Genomic DNA, 21537 nt, shown 5'->3' with positions numbered 1-21537 from the left:
TAAATTAAATTCACCATTTTATAAATGATCTTAAAGCCATTCTTTTAACTGCAGCCCATATCGTATATGCACCTATACTAGCTAAACCAAATGAGGCAACAATACTTGCTACAGTTGCACCCCAACCAACGAAGTTCAAAGCATAATAAAGTGATGTTGCAGTTGCTGCATTAAGTCCCATTGCTGCAGCAGCATTAAATAAAGGTCCAATTAACAAAACGGCTAACGAGGATATTGTAATAAACATCGCAATCTTTATTTCTTCTTTGCTATTCTTCAATCTTAGAAACATAAAAAGCGCTTCCTCTAAATTTAGTTAATAATGGTATTTCTAAGGCAAGAATATAATTACAATTTACACCGGTCAATACTAATTAAGCTTTATTAATAAGAGTATATGTTAGATTAATAAAAATATAATTCAGAGATTTAACTTTAAAATTCAAAAATGTTTTATAAAGCTACTATCAAAAATAGCCCTCTAATCTAATTCATAGAATAGAGGGCTGTTTCTTTAATTTGAAAGTAATAACAATTAATGCTGTATAATTTAAACATTTATTACTCTATAGATTATTGTAATACCCATCCAAATGGGTCTTTCAATGTGTGCCAGTTCATGTCAATTTCATCATGCTGTAATAAGCATTGATCTAGTTCTTGTTCAATTTGTGCAACATCCAAATGGGTACCGATAATGACGAATTGTGTATTACGGTCTCCATATTCAGGATCCCACATTTCGCGTACATCTTCACGTTCGTTTAAAATTGTACGTTGCGCAGATTCGTCCATAGATGCTACCCAATATGTAACAGGGTGCAGTTCTACTGCTGAACCAGCTTGTGAGAACAAGCAAGCAACATTGTTATACTGTGCTAACCAGACAATGCCTTTGGCTCTGACAATATGCTTACCCATTGTTTCAATCCAATGATTAAATCGTTCAGCATGAAATGGTAATCTTCGTCGATATACAAACGAGGAAATGCCATATTCTTCAGTTTCTGGTGTATGCGTTTCGTGACCGCCATGTGTCAATTCTCTAATCCAACCAGCTGAACTACTTGCAGTTTCAAAATCAAATCTTTGCGTATTTAATACATCTGATAGTTTGACTCTTCCACGAATTGTACGAATCAATTTAGCTTCAGGTTGTAGTTTGCGCAATATTTGTTCTAATTCATCTAGCTGTTCAGTGCTGACTAAATCTGTCTTGTTTAAGATTAGAACATTGCAAAATTCGATTTGATCAATTAATAAATCAGCAATTGTACGTTCATCATCCTCGCTAACGCCTTGCCCTCTATCATTTAATAGGTCTTGTGATTGGAGATCATTGATAAATCGATTTGCATCTACAACAGTGACCATTGTGTCTAAGCGACATAATTTTGATAAATCAATACCCATTTCTTCATCCATATAGGAAAATGTTTGAGCAACAGGTACAGGTTCAGAAATACCTGTGGACTCAATAATAATTTGTTCTATGTCACCCTTTTTACATAACTGTTCAACTTCTTGAAGTAAGTCTTCGCGCAATGTACAGCAGATACACCCATTTGATAGTTCTACCAATTTCTCATCCGTTCTAGAAATACCTCCACCATCTGCAATCAAGTCCTTATCGATATTTACTTCACTCATATCATTGACGATAACTGCAATTTTAAGGCCTTGGCGATTATTTAAAATATTATTTAAAACAGTTGTTTTACCTGCTCCTAAATAGCCACTAAGTACTGTTACTGGTATTTCAGTCATAAAAATCCTCCTAATCTATTAAATCGTAACCATTACGATTTAATAGATTATATTATACTTATTCTAAAATAACAATAGGTTAAAATTATTTATAATTTGAAATGACCTCATTATTAGAGGTTAAAGAAAGAAGGCATAAAAAATCTATATAGCGAGTAAAGGGGATTCAAAATTAATATAATCATTGGAAAATAAGTTTACATTAAAAAAGGTGAAGAACAGTTGATAGAAAGCTAGTTTTCGTCATTCTTTATGTCAGCATGCTCATTTTCAACTTTAGAGTCAGTATCTTCACATGATAAAGTAGATTCGTTTTCAAAATTTTTATTTGTTTCGTGTTGTTCAAATGCATAGGTTTTCTTCTGATTTGAGACATTTTCTAGCATTTGCGTTAAGTTAAAACCGGTCATTTGATTTAACCCTTCTTCAGCATTAGCCATTTGAGCAATGATACCATTGGATAGTGAATTGACACCTTCGCCATTACCACCATCTAATATGCGAATATTTTCTACATTAGATAGCGGTTCTGCAATGGCTCTAGCAAATTCAGGCATCGTTTTAATCATTAATTCTGCTAAAATAACATCTTTATTTTCTGCAAGTGCATTTGCTCTTTCTCTTAAACCGTCTGCTTTTGCTTTTTCTTGTTCTCTGATAACTTCAGCTTCAGCTTTACCTTCTTTAATACGTGCTTCATAGTCAGCTTCAGCTTGTTTAATACGAATTGATGCATCAGTTTCTGATTGTTGACGACGGACATCATCTTTTTGACGTTGAATACGTACATCATTTTCGCGTTCCATTTGAATTAAATGTAATTCGTTTTCCTTTTCGGTACGTTCTACACTTAATTGCTTTTCTTTAATTTCTAATGCCCTAGATTCTCTTTCTAATTGTCCTGAAGCCTCTGCTTGAGCCTGAGCTTTGTTTGTTTCACTTAAGATTGCTTGTTCTTTTAGGTCCTTTTCTCTACGTGAATCAGCGACATTCATCTGACGAGAAATTTTCTCTTTTTCGGTAAGTTCAGTATTTTCAGCTAATTTCATTTCAGTTTCACGAGCAGCATCACTTTCAGCGATATCTGCTTTTTTCTTAATTTTTGCGATTTCAGGCTTACCTAAGTTTTCTAAATAACCTTCATTATCGCTAATATCAGATAAACCTAATGAAGTGATGCTGAATCCCATGTTGTTTAATTGTGATTGTGCAACTTCTGTTACTTTATTGTTAAAGGCCTCTCTATCAGAGTTGATTTCCTCAACAGTCATTTTAGATAAAATTGCTCTAAGATTCGTATTCAATACTTGTGAAATTTCATCAGAGACCTCATCCTTTGATTTACCTAAGAATTGTTCAGCATATTTTACGATACCTTCTAATTGATCCGCGACTTTTACAGTTGCTACTGCTTCTGCTTCAATACCGACGCCAGCTTTGGTCCACACAAGTGGGGTTTTAATTTCAAGTTGAAATGATTTTAATGAAATACGTGTTGATGATTGGAACATTTTCATTCTATAGCCACCACCACGAACAACTCTTAAATGTCGACCTTCATCATCTTGATAAACATTCGATTCAGTTTTTGGGTCACCAATGTTTGGCCCTGTAATAATTAATGCTTCATTAGATGGTACAGTTTTAAATCTTGCTTTCATATAAAGGTACCAAACGATGGCGATTAATAATACCAGTCCAACGATGACTGAAATGCCAATTAATACTAATAAATTCATATGTATAATCTCCTAATTCTGTATGTAATTAAAAATATTTATATATACAATTTTATTATATAAATATTATAAAGTATATAGTTTATTAAAGTTTTTGTAATTTTAAGATAAAGCTTTGAAATTTATTATTATAAATATATAAAGTGTAGAGTTAATAGTAAATGCTAATGCTAGTATGAAAAAATCCTTCCATTATTTATGGAAGGATTTTTTAAACTCTATAATATCGCGTATAGAAAGTGTTATTCATTTACTTTGTCGAATGATTTTGGATAAAAACTAAATTTCATTTCACTCATTGGTAACCATCTGAACCACACTTTACCTACAACAGAATCTTTTGAAATTAGGCCTAAGTCCTTGCGGCTATCATTACTTACGAATCTATTGTCTCCTAGGACTAAGTATTTACCTTTTGGAATTTTCTTTTTACCACCGGAGTGCTTTGTATCTGATACATCAAAGTTTTCAGTGAGGTATTTATCGATTTTATTTTTCTTGTTTAATGTTAAATATGGTTCTTTTACTAGTTTACCATTAATATAAAGTTTGTCTTTTTTACTTTCTACGGTGTCTCCAGGTTTACCAATTAAGCGTTTAATATAATCATCTTTCTTCGTTGCATGGAAAATAATGACATCACCTCTATCAATCGTGTTCATACGTGTTGATAGTTTATTGACGACAAGTTTATCGCCATCTTCGAACGTAGGTGCCATAGAACTTCCGCTTACCGTGTAACCTGTTAATAAAAATGCAGTTACAATCCAAGCAACCGCTACACCTATTGCAATAGAAACAATCCATTCAATAATATTTTTCATCAACTATTCCACCCTATTTTCATCAATTTTATTACTTGTATTTATAAGAAAAGTCTACTATTAAAAATGTGTAGAGTCTATATATAAACATTTATAATTTTTTGATAAATATAATTATTATATTTTATTGTATTGTGTAAATTGTTGTTATATCATTATGAACTGAAGGAAACATTATTATATAAAGAAAGGGTTAGAATTATGTTTCATTATTACAAGTTGTTTTGGCTTAATATGTTTAATATTAATGGCAGGGCAAGACGTAAAGCGTTTTGGTACCCAGTTTTGATGAATATTATTGTATCAATAGTAGGTTCATTACTAAATAGCGTGTTACCTATACCCAATTGGTTTGCTTTAACTATAGCAATTATTTTTAATATAGCAACGACAATTGGAATGTATACTGTAACAGTTAGACGTAATCATGACATCGGTATGACTATGAAATTTGCAACGGTCCTTTATGGACTAACGATACTATTTAGTATTTTAGAATTTGGTCCAGTTTATCAAGGCATTAATAATCTACCGATACCAGAGAGTATTATTATGGCAATAGGGGGCATCTTAATAGTTGTTTTTTTAGTACTATGTATTATTTCAATTGCACTTTGTGCGACAAGTGGACAAAAAGAACCGAATCAATATGGTGAAAATCCAAAATATACATAACTCATAGTCACTTAATTTGTAATTTGTATTGGGAATGAATTTAATTTGAATGAAGGTAGGACAAAATGAATAGAACATATCTAGGTAATATCATATTTGCTATTTGGTGTGTCGGTGTATGGGGCATACTTGCTATTATGACTGTATTTGATATTAAGGTAGTTCAACAGATAGGGGCATTCATTATATTTGTAGTTTTATCTGTTGTAATAAAATATTTAATTCAAAAATTTGTAGTTAATGTTAAATCAAAAGCACAAATAATCAAATTCAAAGGCGGGTTAACGTATGGAAGCTCCAAAGATATTGAAATGGGAGCGAAAGATCAGAATTAGTTTAGTAATACTCTTTTTTATTGTGTCGATGATAAATATTATTGGTAGTGATGCGATGGGCCTTGGGGACTATGCCGAAAACCAATTCATAATTATGTGTATATACAGTGTACTGTTGATATTGAACGGCATATTATATACATGGGGAAAGTTTAGAAATAGCAAGATACGTAATTTTATTTTCAATTTTCAAGCTTTGGCGTTTCTCAATATTATAATAGTTGGACTGATACTATACTTTAATGTGGATGAAATCATGGATAAATGGATATTGTGGAGTCTATTTGCCCTGATTAATGGTATTTATTTAGGTATTATCGAACATCATTATAAAAAATCATCAACTGTATCGACTACAAATCATACATATGAATAAATAGGCGAAGTAAATAACCTCCAGTGCGCTGTGTTTTTAGCTGCATTGGAGGTTTTGTATTTATAGGGAGACTGTAGTCCTACATTAAAAATAATTAAGACATCCGGGCGTCTTGTATTTCAAAAATCTCGTATAAATATAGAACTATTTTAATGATTATACTTACTTTGTTTACAAATTATTTTTATTTTTAAAAAAATTAATTTATTTTCAAATAACACATCAATAGTCTGTGTAAGTTTGTTACACTAATACATAAGTTTTTTAATTTGTGACCCAATCAGGAGGTTATTATGAAGAAGCAAATGCATTTGGCTTCACTTGTTTATAGTACGGGTTTGCATCCGTCATCTTGGAGATTAGAGGATTCTAAGATTGAGCAAATTGGTTCTATCGCTTATCAGCAAGAATTAGCTCAAATAGCTGAGCGTGGATGTCTTGATGCAATATTTTTAGCAGATGGACAATACATATCAGGTGAACATACAGGTCATTTATCTTATTTTCTAGAACCTATAACAGCTTTAACAGCGATATCTCAAGTCACCAAACATATTGGTTTAATCGGTACAATATCTACGACGTTCTATGATCCATATAATGTAGCAAGACTACTAGGTAGTTTGGATCATATTAGTAATGGTAGAGCAGGACTTAATATCGTCACTTCACAACTTGATATTGAAGGACAGAACCATTCGATGGAAGCCTTGCCACCTTTAGAACAGCGATATGAACGCGCGGATGAATTTGTAACTGTATTAAAGAAACTGTGGCAATCGTTTGACTATAGGGCGCTCATTCATAATAGACAATCGGGGAAAGGTATTGATTTTTCACTTGTGAAGGAAATCAACCATAAAGGTAAGTATTTCCAAGTCAAAGGACCGATTAACTTACCATCAAGCCCACAGGTATATCCGGTATTATGTCAGGCTGGCACATCCATACCTGGACGTAAGTTAGCGGCGAAACATGTGGATATGATCTTTTCTATTGCTTGGAATCAAGCTGATGCTAAGCAATTTAAAGCAGATATTGAATCGCGAGTAGCACAACTTGACGATAATGCAGCGGGACCATTGGTATTGCCTGGGTTATCTGTTTATGTGGCAGATACTCTTGCAGAAGCAGAGCAAAAGGTTGCTGCGTTAAATGTCTATACAGATATTGAAAAGAAGATTCAGCAAATCGAGCAAAGTATCGGTCAAGATACAACTGAATGGCATTTAGATGACCCGGTACCTCAATTACCTCCTTATGAATCATTAACCGTGAAGGTTGGGTCGAAAGCACGTTATCAAGCGATACAACGAGCAGTGGAGGTTGAACGATTAACATTTAGAGATTTAATTGCACGCGTAGATACTTGGATGGGACATAAGACGATTGTCGGTGATCCAATAATGGTTGCCGATATGATGCAAACATGGTTTGAGAGCGGAAGTTGTGACGGCTTTATTTTAATGCCGCCGACATATCCTGACATGTTTGAAGCATTTATCGATAAAGTGATTCCCATCTTGCAAGAAAGAGGATTATTTAGAACTGAATACACTGAACAAACATTAAGAGAACGTATAAAAAGAGAGGTAACTTCACATTAAATTTTCAAATTGGAAAGATAAAATAGATTGGCCAGTATTTTCCGTTAGTGGTGGCATACTCGTATTATTTGTAATTATGTCATCACTGTTTACTCAAGCAACGTCGCACGTAGTTAAGACAGGATTTCAATTATCGATTACTTATTTTGGTGCTTTTTGGCAGGTGTTATTATTAGCTACCTTTGCGGTTGGATTGTTCCTAGCATTTTCAAAATATGGAAACGTCCGTTTAGGGAATGCTACTGAACCGGAAATGAGTTATTTTAAATGGGCTGCTATTGTTATTACATCTGGGTTAGGTGCCGGGGCTATATTTTGGGCGGCTGCTGAACCGATGTATTACTTTATTGATGTGCCACCAACTATGGGAAGTGGTATTAAAGATAAGAGTATGGCTGCAGTACCTGCTGCAATGGCACAGAGTTTTACTTCGTGGGGCTTCACGGCATGGGCAATTTATGGTGCAGTGAGTGGTATCGTCATTATGTATGCACATTACAATAAAGGTATGAAATTAAGACCGAGAACTTTGCTTTATCCAGTATTTGGAGACAAAATAGAACGAAATTATACAGGATCAGTTATCGATGTATTCTGTATTCTAGGTGCAGTAGCTGGAACGATAGGGACGATAGGTTTCTTCGGTTTCCAATTTAGTTATTGGTTGCATAGTATTCTAGGTATACCAGATAATTTAACGACTCAAGTATTGTCTGTCGTAGGTTTAATGATTATCGTTACAATTTCAGCTACTACAGGTATTGAAAAGGGAATTCAGTTTCTGAGTAAATTAAATGTTTGGCTGGCAATTGGTGTAGCGGTATTTATCGTATTAATTGGTCCAGGTAGATTTATTATTGATACACTGATTTCATCTTACGGTGTGTACTTAACGAAGTTTCTAGAAATTAGTACATTTAGAGGAGATAACAAATGGGCTGGGTCATGGATGTTATTCTTCTTTGGTTGGTTTATTGGTTATGGTCCACTAATGGGCATGCTAGTCGCTCGTGTATCAAAAGGACGTACGATTCGTGAGATATTTATTTTAGTATCTATTGTTGCAAGTGTCGTATCTCATGTTTGGTTTACAATTTTGGGTGGCAGTGGTTTATTTTATGAAACTAAGGATAGTGGTGCGATTAGTAATCCATTATCTGAAAAGGGCTTGCCAGCAGCAGTTATCTCAATTGCGAACCATTTACCATTAGGTACAGTGTTAGTGATTGTATTGTTAATATTAACGCTTATCTTTGTCATTACTACAGCAGATACAATGTCGTTTTCAATTTCGATGTCGGTTACTGGTGAGGGAGATCCACCTAAGATGGTTCGAGTATTCTGGGTAGCAATTATGGCAGTGATTTCAATTATCTTGATTAATATAGGAGAAGGTAGTATTGATGCGATTCAGTCGTTTATCATTGTCACCGCAGTACCAATATCTATTATTATGTTACCTGTGGTATGGACGGCTCCGAAGATTGCGCACAAATTGGCAGTTGCGCAAAACCTTGTTCCTGAAAAACAATCTAAAAAGCATAAAGAGAAGATAATTAGTAAAGATTAAACAAAGCATTGTTGATATGTTTTAACTGTATTAATAACCTATTGGTTCAGTCCAATAGGTTATTTTTTTATATTCAGTACTCAAAGCAATTTCATTTGTCATTGTAATATTTATTGATATAATCGGATTAAATTTATGGGTTGTACGGACAAAAAACACTTTATGTGTGGGCTGTAATCTGCAGTAGGTATTCAGTTACTAGATATTTTCAGCATCTATTTCATAAATTGACTTTCAAAGGAAAAGGGGTTAAATATAATGCAATATCGTGAACTAGGAAAGACAGGCATGAAAATTAGTGAGGTAAGTTTTGGAACTTGGGCCATCGGTGGTGCATGGGGAAAAACAAATGATGAAGCTGCTTTAGCGTCACTTGAGTATGCCATTGAGCAAGGGGTGAATTTCTTTGACACTGCAGATGTCTATGGCGATGCTCATAGTGAGGAGTTATTAGCACAAGCGACAAAAGGAAAAGAAGACGAAATCTATATAGCCACAAAGTTTTGTAGACAAGGAGATATTGCAGATCCAAATAATTACACTTATGAAACGGTTAATGCATATTGTGAGGATAGCTTACGCCGTTTAAATAGAAAGTCTATTGATTTATTTCAAATTCACTGTCCTGCCACTGAAATTTTAAGAGAAGGTAGTGTCTTTAAAGTTCTAGATCAATTGAAAGCAGAAGGGAAAATTAAGCACTATGGTGTGAGTGTAGAATCAGTTGAGGAAGGACTGATTTGTTTACAGTATCCTAATGTAGAAAGTCTACAAATCATCTTTAATATATTCCGACAAAAACCATTGGAGCGCTTGCTTTCTGAAGCGCATCAACAAGGTGTTGGTATACTTACGCGCTTACCATTAGCAAGTGGATTGTTAACAGGTAAATTTACTGTCGATAGTACATTTGAAGCGGATGATCATCGTAATTTTAATGAAAATGGTGAATCATTTAATGTGGGAGAGACGTTTGCTGGTCTTGGATTAAGAAAAGGTGTTGAGTTAGCAGATCAATTAAGATGGATTGCTGATAATCGACCATCAATGACAAATGCAGCACTGCGTTGGATTCTTGACCATGAAGCTGTTACTGCCGTGATACCAGGCTTTAAAAATTTAGAGCAAGTTAAAGGTAATTTAGAAACATTAAATACACAATCATTTTCTGAAGCAGAGTATGAACAATTGAGACAGTTTTATCAAGATGAGGTAGCAGAACACATTAGAGGTGTATATTAATATAGCAGAGTGAAGCGATTGGATAAACTCATCCACCAAAGCGTTATTGAATCATGAAATCTATCGGTTTATTTAAATCGATGGATTTTTTGCGTTTTATAATGCGTATTAAATACGAATGATGATACGTGAACATGTGACCCAGTAGGACTATTTATCATACTTATTATATTTAGATTTCTAAAAAGATTAATTCTAAACATAATTATAAATACGAGTAAATATAATTGTTGTTTGTTATACTTTTGATAATTAAAAGTACGTTCAAGGGGGATGTTTATGCCTGATTTAACTAAGAAAGTTGCGTTAATAACAGGAGCAAATCGTGGACAAGGTAAGGTGATTGCACAACACTTTGATGCACTAGGAGCCAATGTTGTAGTAGGAGCGCGTAATTTAAGAGATGCGATAGACGTTGAAGAAACATTGGAAAATGATGCGTTATCAATTCAATTAAACGTGACTGACGAAGATGATTGGAAATATGCTATACAGAAAACGGTAAAGACGTTTGGTAAAATTGATATTCTTGTGAACAATGCGGGAATTTACTTGAATAAACCATTTTTAGAAACGACCTTAGCTTCATACAAAAAGTTAATCCAAACGAATCAAATCGGGACATTTTTAGGTATGCAATATGTAGCTAAACAGATGAAAGTACAGCTATCAGGATCTATAATCAACACGGTCTCTGTTTCTTCATTTTCACCTATTCATGAATCATCATTATATGCTTCAACTAAAGCTGCAGTGACAACAATGTCAAAAGCAGCGGCAATGGAGCTAGGAGACTATGGCATACGCGTGAATATGGTACATCCAGGTGGCGTGAATACAGGTATGTTCTCAGATAGTAATGAAGGGAATGAATTTTATGAGCAAATACCATTAAAGCGTATTGGGCAACCGATGGATATTGCTCAAGCAGTTGCATTTTTAGCTTCTGATGAAAGTGCATATTGTACGGGAACGGAAATTGTAGTAGACGGTGGTATGACGTTAGGAACGACAGATCATAAATAATGAATGAGGTCAGAACAAGATGCTTAGTGCATTTATTGTTCTGGCTTTTTTATGTATTGAATTTATATTTAATATCTCATATTGAGATAGTAGCTATCTCTGATACCTATTTTACGAGGGGAAAGTGCTCCAATTATACTTAATTATAGAAAATGGGGGGAGATAGTTATGACAAATAAATATGACGTTATCGTAGTAGGCGCTGGTTCTATGGGCATGGCAGCAGGCTATTATTTAGCTGAGCAAGGCAAAAAGACTTTACTCATTGATGCATTTGATCCACCACATGAAAATGGAAGTCATAGTGGCGACACACGTTTAATCAGGCATGCATGTGGAGAGGGTTATGCATATGTTCCATTAGCCTTACGCGCACAAGAGTTATGGCATGCACTGCAAGCAAAGACGAATGAACGAATATTTACACAGACAGGTGTCTTAACGTTTGGTCCTGCAGCATCTGGTTTTGTTCAAACGGCAATTGAAGGTGGTCAGAAATATGGTCTGAATATTGAGACACTAACTGCAGACGATGTAAATGCAAGATGGCCTGGAATAACTATGCCTCAAGAAGAAATTGGGTGTTATGAACCTGAAGCAGGTATATTGTTTTCTAGTGCTTGTATTAGAACATTGAAACGACTTGCCTTATCAGTAGGTGCAGAGTTAAAGGTTAATTCACCCGTAATGGATATTGAAATATTTGATGACTCTGTAAAGGTGTATACCCCAGATGATACGTTTGAGGCTAATAAACTGATCATTTCAGGAGGTGCTTGGAATAAGAAATTACTAAATGAGTTAAATATTAATATTAACATCCAACCGTCGAGACAAACGATTGCGTGGTTTGATTCTGATGACATTTTATATAAATCTGATGGCTTTCCAGGATTTTTTGCGGATGTGCCTTCTGGTGTTTATTATGGATTCCCTTCAATCGATGGTACGGGGTTAAAGATAGGGCGTTATGATAATGGAGATGATATAGATCCAAGTTATTATAACAAGACCTTTGGTGCCTATGAAAAAGATGAGAAAGATATTCGAGGATTTTTATCTAATTATATGCAAGCAGCACATGGCAATATCAATGTAGGTAAGACATGTATGTTTACTAATACGCCAGATGAAAACTTTATCATAGATACACATCCTGATTATAATCATGTTGCTATTGCAGCTGGTTTTTCGGGACATGGCTATAAATTTTCCAGTGCAGTAGGTGAAGCTTTAGGAGAACTCATTATCCATGGTGAAACGACTCAAGACATCTCGCCCTTTAAGATTACACGTGATAGTTTACAACCAGAAAATAAAGACGAAGTATACTTCAAGGCAAGGGGGAAATAATGTATGCAAAGTTATTTAGCCTTTTTACAATCGTTAATTCAAATTGATAGCACCAATCCTCCAGGTAATGAACAAGCAATCATTCAACAATTTATTAATAGAAGTGAGGCAACCGGACTTCCATATCAGGTTATGACTGTTGATAATAATAGAAGTAATTTTTCAGTCAGAATTAATGGTTCAAACACTGACAAAGGAAAGTTATTGTTGAATGGGCATACGGATACAGTAAAAATTGGTAGCCAGAAATGGCAATATAATCCATTTGATGCGCATATAGAAGACGGTAAGTTATATGGCAGAGGAACGACAGATATGAAGAGTGGTCTCGCTGCATTATATTTAGCATTAGAATCATTATATTTGGAAAATTATCCTTTGACGAAGGATGTTGAGTTTTTAGCAACGGCAGGAGAAGAAGTAGATTCGATTGGTGCAACACATTATGTTAATACACAAGGTATGTCAGACGTGGAAGCCATTGTTATAGCCGAACCAACTCATGAACAAGTAGTTGTTGGACATAAAGGTGCATTATGGATTGAGGTTAAAGTGACAGGTAAAACCGCTCACGGGGCAATGCCTGAGCAAGGTGTAAATGCAATTGAAGCGGCGAGCGAAATTATACATTTAGTAGAGCGATTAAAAACTGAATGGAAAGTTAGACACGATCCATTAGGTACGAGTAGTATTTCTGTAAATATGATTCAAGGAGGTATTCAAACTAATGTAATACCTGATGAATGCAAATTGTATGTAGATATTAGGTCAGTGATACCCAATTGTCATGACAAGCTATATCATGATTTTAATCAGGCATTACAATCTCTATTTGAAGGTGCCACACTTCCTAATGTGGAAGCGAAGATTATACTAAATCGCGAGGCAGTCTTAACGAATGAACAAAGTCAAATTATCCAGGATGCACTTACTATTGCACAGCAACAGCAAGTAGGTGGCGTATCTTATTACACAGATGCCTCTGTATTAAATAGTAACAGTGATATTCCAACACTAATATATGGACCAGGTATTGAAACATTGGCGCATCAACCAGATGAATATGTTGAGGTGGCTGCTTTCGAGCGCAGCATTGCGTTCTATAAATCCCTGATTATTCAATATGCAGGATAAATATAAGAAGATTGCCAAATCGTTTGGCAGTCTTTTTTTAGTATATTTAACTGAAAATTCTGTATAATAGCAATTAATATTTATGTGGGGGGATTTCAATGGAGTTTAAAGATTTGAAAATTTTCCAAAGTGTAGCAGAACATCAAAGTATTAGTAAAGCCGCAACATCTCTATGTTATGTACAATCATATGTGACCTCGCGAATTAAGATGTTAGAACAAGAGTTGAATGCACAATTATTTATTAGGCGACGTAATGGCACAACTTTAACTTCGGAAGGGTTGAAATTGCAAATATATGCTGAACAAATTCGTAAGGTAATGTGTGAAATTGATAGAGCCTTTCATGATAATGAGATGCCTACGGGTAAATTAAATATAGGCACAGTTGAGACAATAACAAGACTACCAGAAATATTGTCTAAATATCAGCAGTTATGTTCTGATGTATCACTCGCTTTGTATAGTGGTGTGACTGAAAGTATTATCACTAAAGTGCGTGATCGTAAGTTGGATTGTGCGTTTGTTACAGGATTTACGAAACAAGTAGGCATCAATAAAGTCGAATTATTTCATGAACAATTAATCTTAATTGCTAATCAACCACTAGACTCAATTGACCAACTAAAATCTAAGTCGATGTTAGTCTTTACAGAAGGATGTAATTATAGAAAGAAATTGGAAATGTGGTTAGATTCAGAGCACATTGATTACTCTAATATGTTAGAGTTTGGTACATTAGAAACGATTGTAGGCAGTGTGAAATCTGGTCTATGAGTAAGCCTTGTTCCAGAATCTACTGTTACAAACGATGTTACATCCCAACAACTTTATGCTTATCGATTACCTGAGTACTATAGTACGATTTCTACCGACTTTATTTGGAATGACGAAGCGTATGTAACACCTGCTATTGATAGATTTATCCAGATGATTATGGATTTTAAAAATTTAGCACCTGTTGAATATTAGTAAGTTTCTGCTAAAAATATACTGCTCTAACACAAACCACGTTAGAACAGTATATATGAGAGGTAAATTACAGTTGTTACAGTTATAGCACTGAGTAATGTTGAAAAGAGTACGATCTGGGCATGTAATTCAGGTTCAACTTGATACTCCATTGCAATTGTTGAGGTATTTCTTGAAGTTGGGAATGAACTAGCAATAAATAGTGATTGTGCGACAATACCATCTATATGCAATAAGTAGATGAGAGCAAGTGATAACGCCGGACCTACTATGAGACGGCCAACAAGAGACCATGTGATAACACGTTGAAAGAAATTTATTTTAATTTTGGCGAGTTGTGCTCCTAACACGATTAAAGCTATAGCAATAAATGCATCTGCTAAATGGTTTAATGGTAATAATATAGGCTTAGGAAGAGATAATTTAAAATAGTTGAATATTATTCCTAATATTAAGGCATGGAATACAGGTAATCGTAAAAATGAAATAATAATTTCTTTAAATGTCTTTGTTGTTGAAAGAATATTGTAAATGCCATAGGTATAAGTTAGTAAATTTTGAAAGATGAGGATAAATACTTGGATGGAGACACCGATTGGGTTATGGCTAAAGATTAAATTGCTTACTGGTAAACCATAGTTGCCCGAGTTCATGAGTGAAATACTATTTTTTAGAGCAGCATCTTGTCCAGGATTTAATTTTAAAAATTTACAGATAATGTGGCTAAAAATAATTAATATGATGCTATATAGCACTACATAATAAATAATTTGTAGTAACACATCTGCCTTGATATTAACATTTAGAATATTGACGAATACGGAAGCAGGCATTAAACAATAAGTGATTAAAGCTGAAAACTGACGTAAATCAAATTCAAATTTAATTTGAAGTACAACACCTAGAAGGATGAGTAATAAGATAGGTACAAGGACCTCTAGTATGATGAACAAGAACATATATATTACCTCTTTTAGTAATAATGTAGCATAACAAATTATTATAAGATAATAAGAATAAACAATCTTTTATAATAGTATTTTATTAATTTTTATTTTACAGATTAATTCAAGGTATTAAATTCTGGTAATAGTGTGTTAATCTGAAAAATATAATTACTATTATTATGAATGAAAGTCAAATACGTCTATGTAATAGATTTTATAAATGAGGTGTAACACGCTAAAGACTTAATCATAGTTAAGTTGTGGCACGTGTGTGTTTAACACTTTATAAAAGTAGGTAAGTACAGACAAATTGAGGAGTGGCACATTATGGATTTTTATACTAGAGATTTACAAGCAAGTGATATTCAAGGAGTGTATGAACTATACGCGCATCCAGAAGTCGCAAAGTATCAATTATGGGATGTTGCTACGTATGAAGAAACAGAACAATTTATTAATTCAGTATTAGAAAAGGAAGAACATTGGATTTATAATGTGATCATCAATGCAGATACAGATAAAATCATCGGAATTGTACAACTTATTGTTGATAACGACAATAAAAGTGCAGAAATTGGATTTATTGTACACCCTGATTTTTGGGAGCAAGGTATTGCTTCAGACATTGCTGCTACGATGGTTAAATACGGCTTTAAAGTTCTAAAATTAAACAGAATTTGGGGTTCATTAGATGCTAGAAACGTCGCTGCACGTATCGTATTACAGAATGCAAATATGAAACATGAAGCGGTGTTACGTGAGGACAAGGCAGTTGAAGATGGGTTTAGAGATACATTGATTTTCGCGATTATTAAAAGTGAATACTAAATTACAAGTAAGGTGCTTTATAATACTCGCAAAATTAAGAAACAAGTCACTCAAATTTTTCGATTTGAGTGACTTGTTTTAATGTTATTTTTCTAATCTGTTGATCGTTACATCTAAATTAAAATATTTTTGTAGCAGTTGTCTATAGTTGTTTGAAGTTACCGGATATTTTTCTTTCTGTGGCCCTTTGGTCAATGTAAGTTGTTCGTGTGACATGGTTGCTCGCCCAAAGGATTGTGGTTGTGTAATTAATAATCTCTGTACAAAAATAGAGTCTGGATGATATTGATTATACTCAATGTTATAGCCAAATGCTTCAATAGACTTTGGAATTAATACAGCTTCATATTGAGTTACCCAAGCACCTTCGATCAATTTTTGGCTATAAACGAGGTGATTGTCATTAGTAATAGCACGATATTGACCGTTGATATCAATAATGATCTGTGCATCTTCTACATTAGTAATGGGAAGAGCTTGAACAGGTAAATCACCAAAACCTACATCTGTCATATAACGTTGTTCGTCAATTGTTACAATGAGTGAAACGTGTGAGCCGTCTAAACTTTTTCCGCCCCCAGGGATATGAATCGTTGCAGAAACCATGTGTACGACAAACCCTTTAGCTTCAAGATATGCTTTGAACAGACTGTTAAGTTCATAACAAAAACCGCCACGTTTGTGATTAACTACCTTATTGTAAATCGTCTCAAGATTAACGGATATTGCTACACCATTTTGAACATCAATATTTTCAAAAGGTACTGTAAACATGAAACGTTGCATGTAATAATTTAATGCTTCAAGCGAAGGTTCAGTATAAAAGTTAGCATCAATATTTAAATGTTGTTCTAATTGTTGAATATTCATAAGAATAACCTGCTTTTTATTTATAGATTATACTGTGTATTGTAAATTGAATAGTTAAATTAACAAGGAAAAGGCCTTGTCGATAAAAAAATTAGTGTTTAACCGTTTCTTGACCTCGTTTATTCCAAGTAAATGTAAAGCTAATCATCGCTAAGATACTAATGCCAGTCAATAGCATGAACCCGGCATCCCAGCCAAGGTGGTCTACTAACAATCCCATGATAATATTAGCCATTACTGCACCGCCTAAGTAACCGAATAAACCTGTAAGTCCAGCTGCCGTTCCAGCAGCTTTCTTTGGAACATAGTCTAGTGCTTGTAAACCGATTAACATTACCGGACCATAAATTAAGAAACCAATAGCGATAAGTGCAATATTATCAATTAAAGGATTACCTGGTGGGTTTAACCAATAAACTACTACAGCTATTGTTACACCTAGCATAAAGATAAATCCTGCTGGACCACGTCGTCCTTTAAAGACTTTGTCTGAAATATATCCACATAATAATGTACCTGGGATACCTGCCCATTCATATAAGAAATATGCCCAACCAGATGCCTCTAAGTTAAAATCTTTCTCTTCGCTTAAATAGGTAGGCGCCCAGTCTAATACACCATAACGCACGAAATAGACAAAAATATTAGCGATAGCAATTGCCCATACCCATTTATTATTTAAAACATATTTGAACAATATTTCTTTAGTAGTTAATTCAGTTTCTAAAGTTTGCTTAGACTTTGTATCATAATCATCCTTATATGCCTCTATAGGTGGTAAACCTTGAGATTGTGGTGTATCTCTAATTAAAGCGTAGGCAATAATAGCAATTATAACTGCTACAAGTGCTGGTAATATAAAGGTACCTTCAAACCCTTTTAAATAACCAAATGAAAATGTACTAACTAATGTCACACCAAATAAAGCTAGGGGAGCCATTAATCCGCCACCGACATTATGCGCCACATTCCAAATGGCAGTCTTACCTCCACGTTCACTAACGCTATACCAATGAACTAAGACACGACCAGACGGCGGCCATCCCATACCTTGGAACCAACCATTAAGAAACATCATGATAAATATAATGAAGATACTAGAAGTTAGAGCAGGAATAAATCCTAATAGTAAGTTCACTACTGCAGTTAAAATTAAACCAAGTGTTAAAAATGTGCGTGCATTACTTCTATCGCTCACAGTTCCCATCACAAATTTACTAATACCATAAGCAATGGACACCGCAGATAAGGCGATTCCAAGACCAGATTTACTAAAACCCTCATCAATTAAATAGGGCATAGCAAGTGAAAAGTTCTTACGTAAGAGATAATAACCCGCATAGCCTAAAAAGATACCAATAAAAACTTGTAGCCTTAATCGCTTATAAGTTTCATCGATTTCATCATTAGGTAAAGGCTCGATGTGCTGAGCTGGCTTTAAAAAATTCAACATAGATGGACCTCCTATAAAATAATGTAAAAATTTTATTAATTTAGTGTTAATTTTATATGAAGATGTAAGCGTTAACAACACTATATTGATTATTAATGGTAAAAATATTGCACTTGAAAGATTACAGGATGGAAAGTTGAGTCTATTTTGTTCATGAGAGTTACAGCGTTTAAATGTTAATAACATAGAAAGTTAATTAATGTTGGCTGTATTGGAAGTGAACCAATGATGGAGGGGATGTTGTATGTTGAGTGTATTATTATACTGTTGTGTATCAATTAAATTGCTATTGTAACCAATTTATTGCAATTTAAAGACATCGGATCGCGCTTAGAACCATCTTAATTTCAACGATTTTTATAAGTACAAAGTCGTAGAAAATATTTCAAAAACATCTCTCTGACAACATCTAAATGCAATAAATGTCTTTATTTATACAACTTATGCAACCATTTTATTAATAGGCTGTAACCTATGAAATCAAATTATGCGCTATAGTATTTTGTGTAATCTAATTAAAAGATTAGAAATTTTGTTGCTTAACAGTTTTTAAAACTGATAGGCATTGGGAGGATTTTAATTATGAGAAAAACATTATTAACTACAATAGCAGCAATCTCATTGGGAGCTACAGGATTAGGAACAAGCGCACATGCGGCAGAACAAAATAACAACTGTGGACCAAATGGTCAACCACAAGCGTCACAACATGGTCAACAAATGTCGCAACAACACAACCAAAGTGAGCATAAATTTAATCAACCAAAGCAAGTTAAATTTAATAACGACAATAATAAATCATATAATACTCAACAAGTTTCAACGACACAAAATCAACAAAACGACAATTCAAACGATGACAACACTTCAACGACAACGTCAAACCAATCATCATCTAATACGTCAACAAACTCATCAGATGATTCAGACTCATCTAGCTCATCGGATTCATCTACAACAAGTAGTGACAGTACAAGCTCAGTTTATCAACAATTTTTAGCGGCGGGTGGTACGAAAGAATTGTGGGAAAGCATTGTATTACCTGAATCAGGTGGAGATCCAGATGCAGTGAATTCAGCAGGTTATAGAGGATTAGGCCAAACGAAAGAATCATGGGGTACAGGATCAGTCGCTACTCAAACCAAAGGTATGATCAACTATGCCAAAGAACGCTATGGTTCAATCGAAGCTGCCATCGAATTCCGTGAGGCTAACGGTTGGTGGTAAAATTCACCAAAATCACAATTTAAAAAGTAAATTATATGTCTAATTAAAAGTTAAATAATAATAAAATTCCCAGTTTAGTAAAGCAGGTGCAACTTCACAAAAGAGTGAGGTTGCACCTGCTTTTTGTTGTAATGTAAGAAAACTTCACAAATAAATGTTAGGTTAATTCACGGAAATTCGTACTTGTATCTATCTCATGTTATCTTCGACAAAAATATATTTCACAAATTGAAATATTGGTGGAAAGTAGGGATGGATATGGAAATTTTAACTGACTTACGTGAAGAGAAGCATTTAAGTATCTCGAAATTAGTTATTTTACTTAATGATAAGTATGAAAAGAATTATAAGATCTATCAAATAATTAATTGGGAAAATGGACATGAACAAATTCCTCAGAAGGATTTAGAACTTTTGTGTGATTACTATGAATATCCGATAGAAAAGTTATCATATTCATGAATCATTAAACTTGTTCAAGTAGGGTGTCATGAAAATCAACTTTAAAAAGGTAATAGCAATAAACTAAGAATGATGACACTCAAAACCATCAATGTACTCTTTTAACTCATTTCATTAAGTATAATTATATTGCATATTGTTCATAATAGTGTTATAATACACTTGCCAAGTGGTTTAATCATGTAAACACCGAATCCCCTTACTAGGGTTATAGTAAGGGGATTTTTTGGTGTGGTTAGTCGCCTATTTATCATTACGCTTGCCTAACCAATAAACAAATAGCGCAACGAGACAACCACTTAATGTTGTGGTTATGATGTCGACCAGTGGTTTAAACATCTTGTAAACACCTCTCCTCTACGTCAAATTGACGCCTGAGGTAGGCGACACTTTAAGTATTTAATCAATAGTATTTTATTTGTATTTAATTGTTATTAAATTAAAAAAATAGCATATCAGATGTAGAAAAGGTGGAAAAATGTATTTAGTTTTTACAGATCAAAATATTAATACCTTCCAATTATAAATAGTGCGATTTTGTTAGCCAATACTTCTTGTTCCATATTATTAGCTATCTGTAAAGCGCCTTCGTGAATCATTTGTGCGATGATTGGGATGAATATGTCTTGGTCCTTGTTTGTGTAAGTATTTTTCAAACTATTTTCTAAAACTATAGTGAGTTGCTCTAGTATTTTCTCTTTCATTTGAGGCAATGCCAATCCAGCATAGCTGCTACGGCACTCCACATTTGGTTTTTGATAGAAATCATGAACTGCTAAGATTAAGTTGCTTACATTTTCTTGATTAAAAATCATAGGATCTGAAATGTGCTCCTCAAAAGATACTGTAGCAAAATCCTCTACAATATAATCGACTAAATCATATTTATCTTCAAAATGTGCATAAAATGTTGCTCTGTTCACTTGAGCCCCGTTTGTAATGTCGGCGATAGTTATTTTCTCAAAATCCTTTGTACTAACTAATGCAAAAAAGGCGTTAATTATGGATTGTTTAGTATGTGTCATTCTAATATTTTTCACTTTATCTGCCATATGAATCTACCCCCAATAATTTAAGTTATCTGTGGCTATAGCAACAATTTAGTATACATTGTTGATTGTTATATTATTT

Annotated in this window: 22 protein-coding genes; 13 read left to right on the top strand and 9 right to left on the bottom strand. The window is 34.0% G+C overall.

The features are described 5' to 3' along the window. Nucleotides 1–10: 10 nt before the first annotated feature. The 4 genes from ACF91D_RS14055 to lepB all read right to left on the bottom strand — a co-directional run bounded on the left by ACF91D_RS14055 (nucleotide 11) and on the right by lepB (nucleotide 4333). The gene (locus tag ACF91D_RS14055; RefSeq protein ID WP_107512486.1) at nucleotides 11–292 is read right to left on the bottom strand and encodes a hypothetical protein; all 282 of its coding nucleotides are present in this window, start codon (nucleotides 290–292) and stop codon (nucleotides 11–13) included. Nucleotides 293–573: 281 nt separating this feature from the next. Next, nucleotides 574–1767: a GTP-binding protein gene (locus tag ACF91D_RS14050; protein ID WP_107526889.1), complete on the bottom strand. Its 1194-nt coding sequence runs from the start codon at nucleotides 1765–1767 to the stop codon at nucleotides 574–576. Between the two features lie 233 nt (nucleotides 1768–2000). Further along, nucleotides 2001–3506: a flotillin family protein gene (locus tag ACF91D_RS14045; RefSeq protein ID WP_107589800.1), complete on the bottom strand. Its 1506-nt coding sequence runs from the start codon at nucleotides 3504–3506 to the stop codon at nucleotides 2001–2003. 242 nt (nucleotides 3507–3748) lie between these two features. Next, nucleotides 3749–4333: a signal peptidase I gene (gene lepB, locus ACF91D_RS14040; RefSeq protein ID WP_107526887.1), complete on the bottom strand. Its 585-nt coding sequence runs from the start codon at nucleotides 4331–4333 to the stop codon at nucleotides 3749–3751. 198 nt (nucleotides 4334–4531) lie between these two features. Here lepB and ACF91D_RS14035 point away from each other — a divergent pair, with 198 nt between their 5' ends. The 10 genes from ACF91D_RS14035 (at nucleotide 4532) to ACF91D_RS13990 (ending at nucleotide 14424) form a co-directional block, all read left to right on the top strand. After that, a complete protein-coding gene (locus ACF91D_RS14035; RefSeq protein ID WP_107589799.1) occupies nucleotides 4532–5005 on the top strand; it encodes a DUF805 domain-containing protein in 474 nt (157 codons plus the stop codon). Nucleotides 5006–5070: 65 nt separating this feature from the next. Next, complete coding sequence (locus ACF91D_RS14030; RefSeq protein WP_107512490.1) at nucleotides 5071–5340, top strand: hypothetical protein; 270 nt, start codon at nucleotides 5071–5073, stop codon at nucleotides 5338–5340. Next, nucleotides 5294–5716: a hypothetical protein gene (locus ACF91D_RS14025; protein ID WP_107512491.1), complete on the top strand. Its 423-nt coding sequence runs from the start codon at nucleotides 5294–5296 to the stop codon at nucleotides 5714–5716. Before ACF91D_RS14030 ends, ACF91D_RS14025 begins: the two co-directional genes overlap by 47 nt. Before the next feature lie 293 nt (nucleotides 5717–6009). After that, nucleotides 6010–7323 (top strand): NtaA/DmoA family FMN-dependent monooxygenase, encoded by a 1314-nt coding sequence (locus ACF91D_RS14020; RefSeq protein ID WP_042737751.1) that lies wholly within the window; start codon nucleotides 6010–6012, stop codon nucleotides 7321–7323. Continuing rightward, nucleotides 7319–8893, top strand: a complete 1575-nt coding sequence (locus ACF91D_RS14015; RefSeq protein WP_107526885.1) for a BCCT family transporter — start codon at nucleotides 7319–7321, stop codon at nucleotides 8891–8893. The genes ACF91D_RS14020 and ACF91D_RS14015 overlap by 5 nt, the downstream gene beginning before the upstream one ends. A gap of 258 nt (nucleotides 8894–9151) precedes the next feature. Beyond that, on the top strand, nucleotides 9152–10135 hold the full coding sequence (locus tag ACF91D_RS14010) for an aldo/keto reductase (RefSeq protein WP_107589798.1): 984 nt from the start codon (nucleotides 9152–9154) through the stop codon (nucleotides 10133–10135). 279 nt (nucleotides 10136–10414) lie between these two features. Continuing rightward, nucleotides 10415–11161 (top strand): SDR family NAD(P)-dependent oxidoreductase, encoded by a 747-nt coding sequence (locus tag ACF91D_RS14005; RefSeq protein WP_042737748.1) that lies wholly within the window; start codon nucleotides 10415–10417, stop codon nucleotides 11159–11161. A gap of 168 nt (nucleotides 11162–11329) precedes the next feature. Next, on the top strand, nucleotides 11330–12514 hold the full coding sequence (solA, locus tag ACF91D_RS14000; RefSeq protein ID WP_107589797.1) for an N-methyl-L-tryptophan oxidase: 1185 nt from the start codon (nucleotides 11330–11332) through the stop codon (nucleotides 12512–12514). 3 nt (nucleotides 12515–12517) lie between these two features. Beyond that, complete coding sequence (locus tag ACF91D_RS13995) at nucleotides 12518–13648, top strand: M20 family metallopeptidase (RefSeq protein ID WP_107589796.1); 1131 nt, start codon at nucleotides 12518–12520, stop codon at nucleotides 13646–13648. A gap of 98 nt (nucleotides 13649–13746) precedes the next feature. Continuing rightward, the gene (locus ACF91D_RS13990) at nucleotides 13747–14424 is read left to right on the top strand and encodes a LysR family transcriptional regulator (protein WP_232166641.1); all 678 of its coding nucleotides are present in this window, start codon (nucleotides 13747–13749) and stop codon (nucleotides 14422–14424) included. Nucleotides 14425–14660: 236 nt separating this feature from the next. On the opposite strand, the gene ACF91D_RS13985 is transcribed toward ACF91D_RS13990, so the two are convergent. Beyond that, a complete protein-coding gene (locus ACF91D_RS13985; RefSeq protein WP_107526881.1) occupies nucleotides 14661–15578 on the bottom strand; it encodes an AEC family transporter in 918 nt (305 codons plus the stop codon). A 315-nt stretch (nucleotides 15579–15893) separates the two neighbouring features. On the opposite strand from ACF91D_RS13985, the gene ACF91D_RS13980 reads away from it, so the two are divergent. Next, nucleotides 15894–16394 (top strand): GNAT family N-acetyltransferase, encoded by a 501-nt coding sequence (locus tag ACF91D_RS13980; protein ID WP_042737743.1) that lies wholly within the window; start codon nucleotides 15894–15896, stop codon nucleotides 16392–16394. An 84-nt stretch (nucleotides 16395–16478) separates the two neighbouring features. Here the strand turns inward: ACF91D_RS13980 and ACF91D_RS13975 are convergent, their stop codons facing one another. Continuing rightward, nucleotides 16479–17264 carry an arylamine N-acetyltransferase gene (locus ACF91D_RS13975; protein WP_107589795.1) on the bottom strand — a complete coding sequence of 262 codons (786 nt, stop codon included), beginning with the start codon at nucleotides 17262–17264 and terminating at the stop codon, nucleotides 16479–16481. A 91-nt stretch (nucleotides 17265–17355) separates the two neighbouring features. Beyond that, nucleotides 17356–18714, bottom strand: a complete 1359-nt coding sequence (gene glpT / locus ACF91D_RS13970) for a glycerol-3-phosphate transporter (protein WP_182476712.1) — start codon at nucleotides 18712–18714, stop codon at nucleotides 17356–17358. A 585-nt stretch (nucleotides 18715–19299) separates the two neighbouring features. Here glpT and ACF91D_RS13965 point away from each other — a divergent pair. Next, a complete protein-coding gene (locus ACF91D_RS13965; RefSeq protein WP_107526877.1) occupies nucleotides 19300–19944 on the top strand; it encodes an aggregation-promoting factor C-terminal-like domain-containing protein in 645 nt (214 codons plus the stop codon). Nucleotides 19945–20196: 252 nt separating this feature from the next. Continuing rightward, on the top strand, nucleotides 20197–20406 hold the full coding sequence (locus ACF91D_RS13960; protein WP_232166642.1) for an XRE family transcriptional regulator: 210 nt from the start codon (nucleotides 20197–20199) through the stop codon (nucleotides 20404–20406). Nucleotides 20407–20649: 243 nt separating this feature from the next. Here the strand turns inward: ACF91D_RS13960 and ACF91D_RS13955 are convergent, their stop codons facing one another. Next, entirely contained in the window at nucleotides 20650–20745 is a 96-nt protein-coding gene (locus ACF91D_RS13955; RefSeq protein ID WP_107512500.1) for a type I toxin-antitoxin system Fst family toxin, read from the bottom strand. Nucleotides 20746–20912: 167 nt separating this feature from the next. Further along, entirely contained in the window at nucleotides 20913–21458 is a 546-nt protein-coding gene (locus ACF91D_RS13950) for a TetR/AcrR family transcriptional regulator (protein ID WP_107589793.1), read from the bottom strand. Between the last annotated feature and the right edge of the window lie 79 nt (nucleotides 21459–21537).

This window comes from Staphylococcus sp. 231237_7MaSpsaltlick, assembly GCF_043107035.1.
This window is presented reverse-complemented; position numbering and strand designations above follow the sequence as displayed.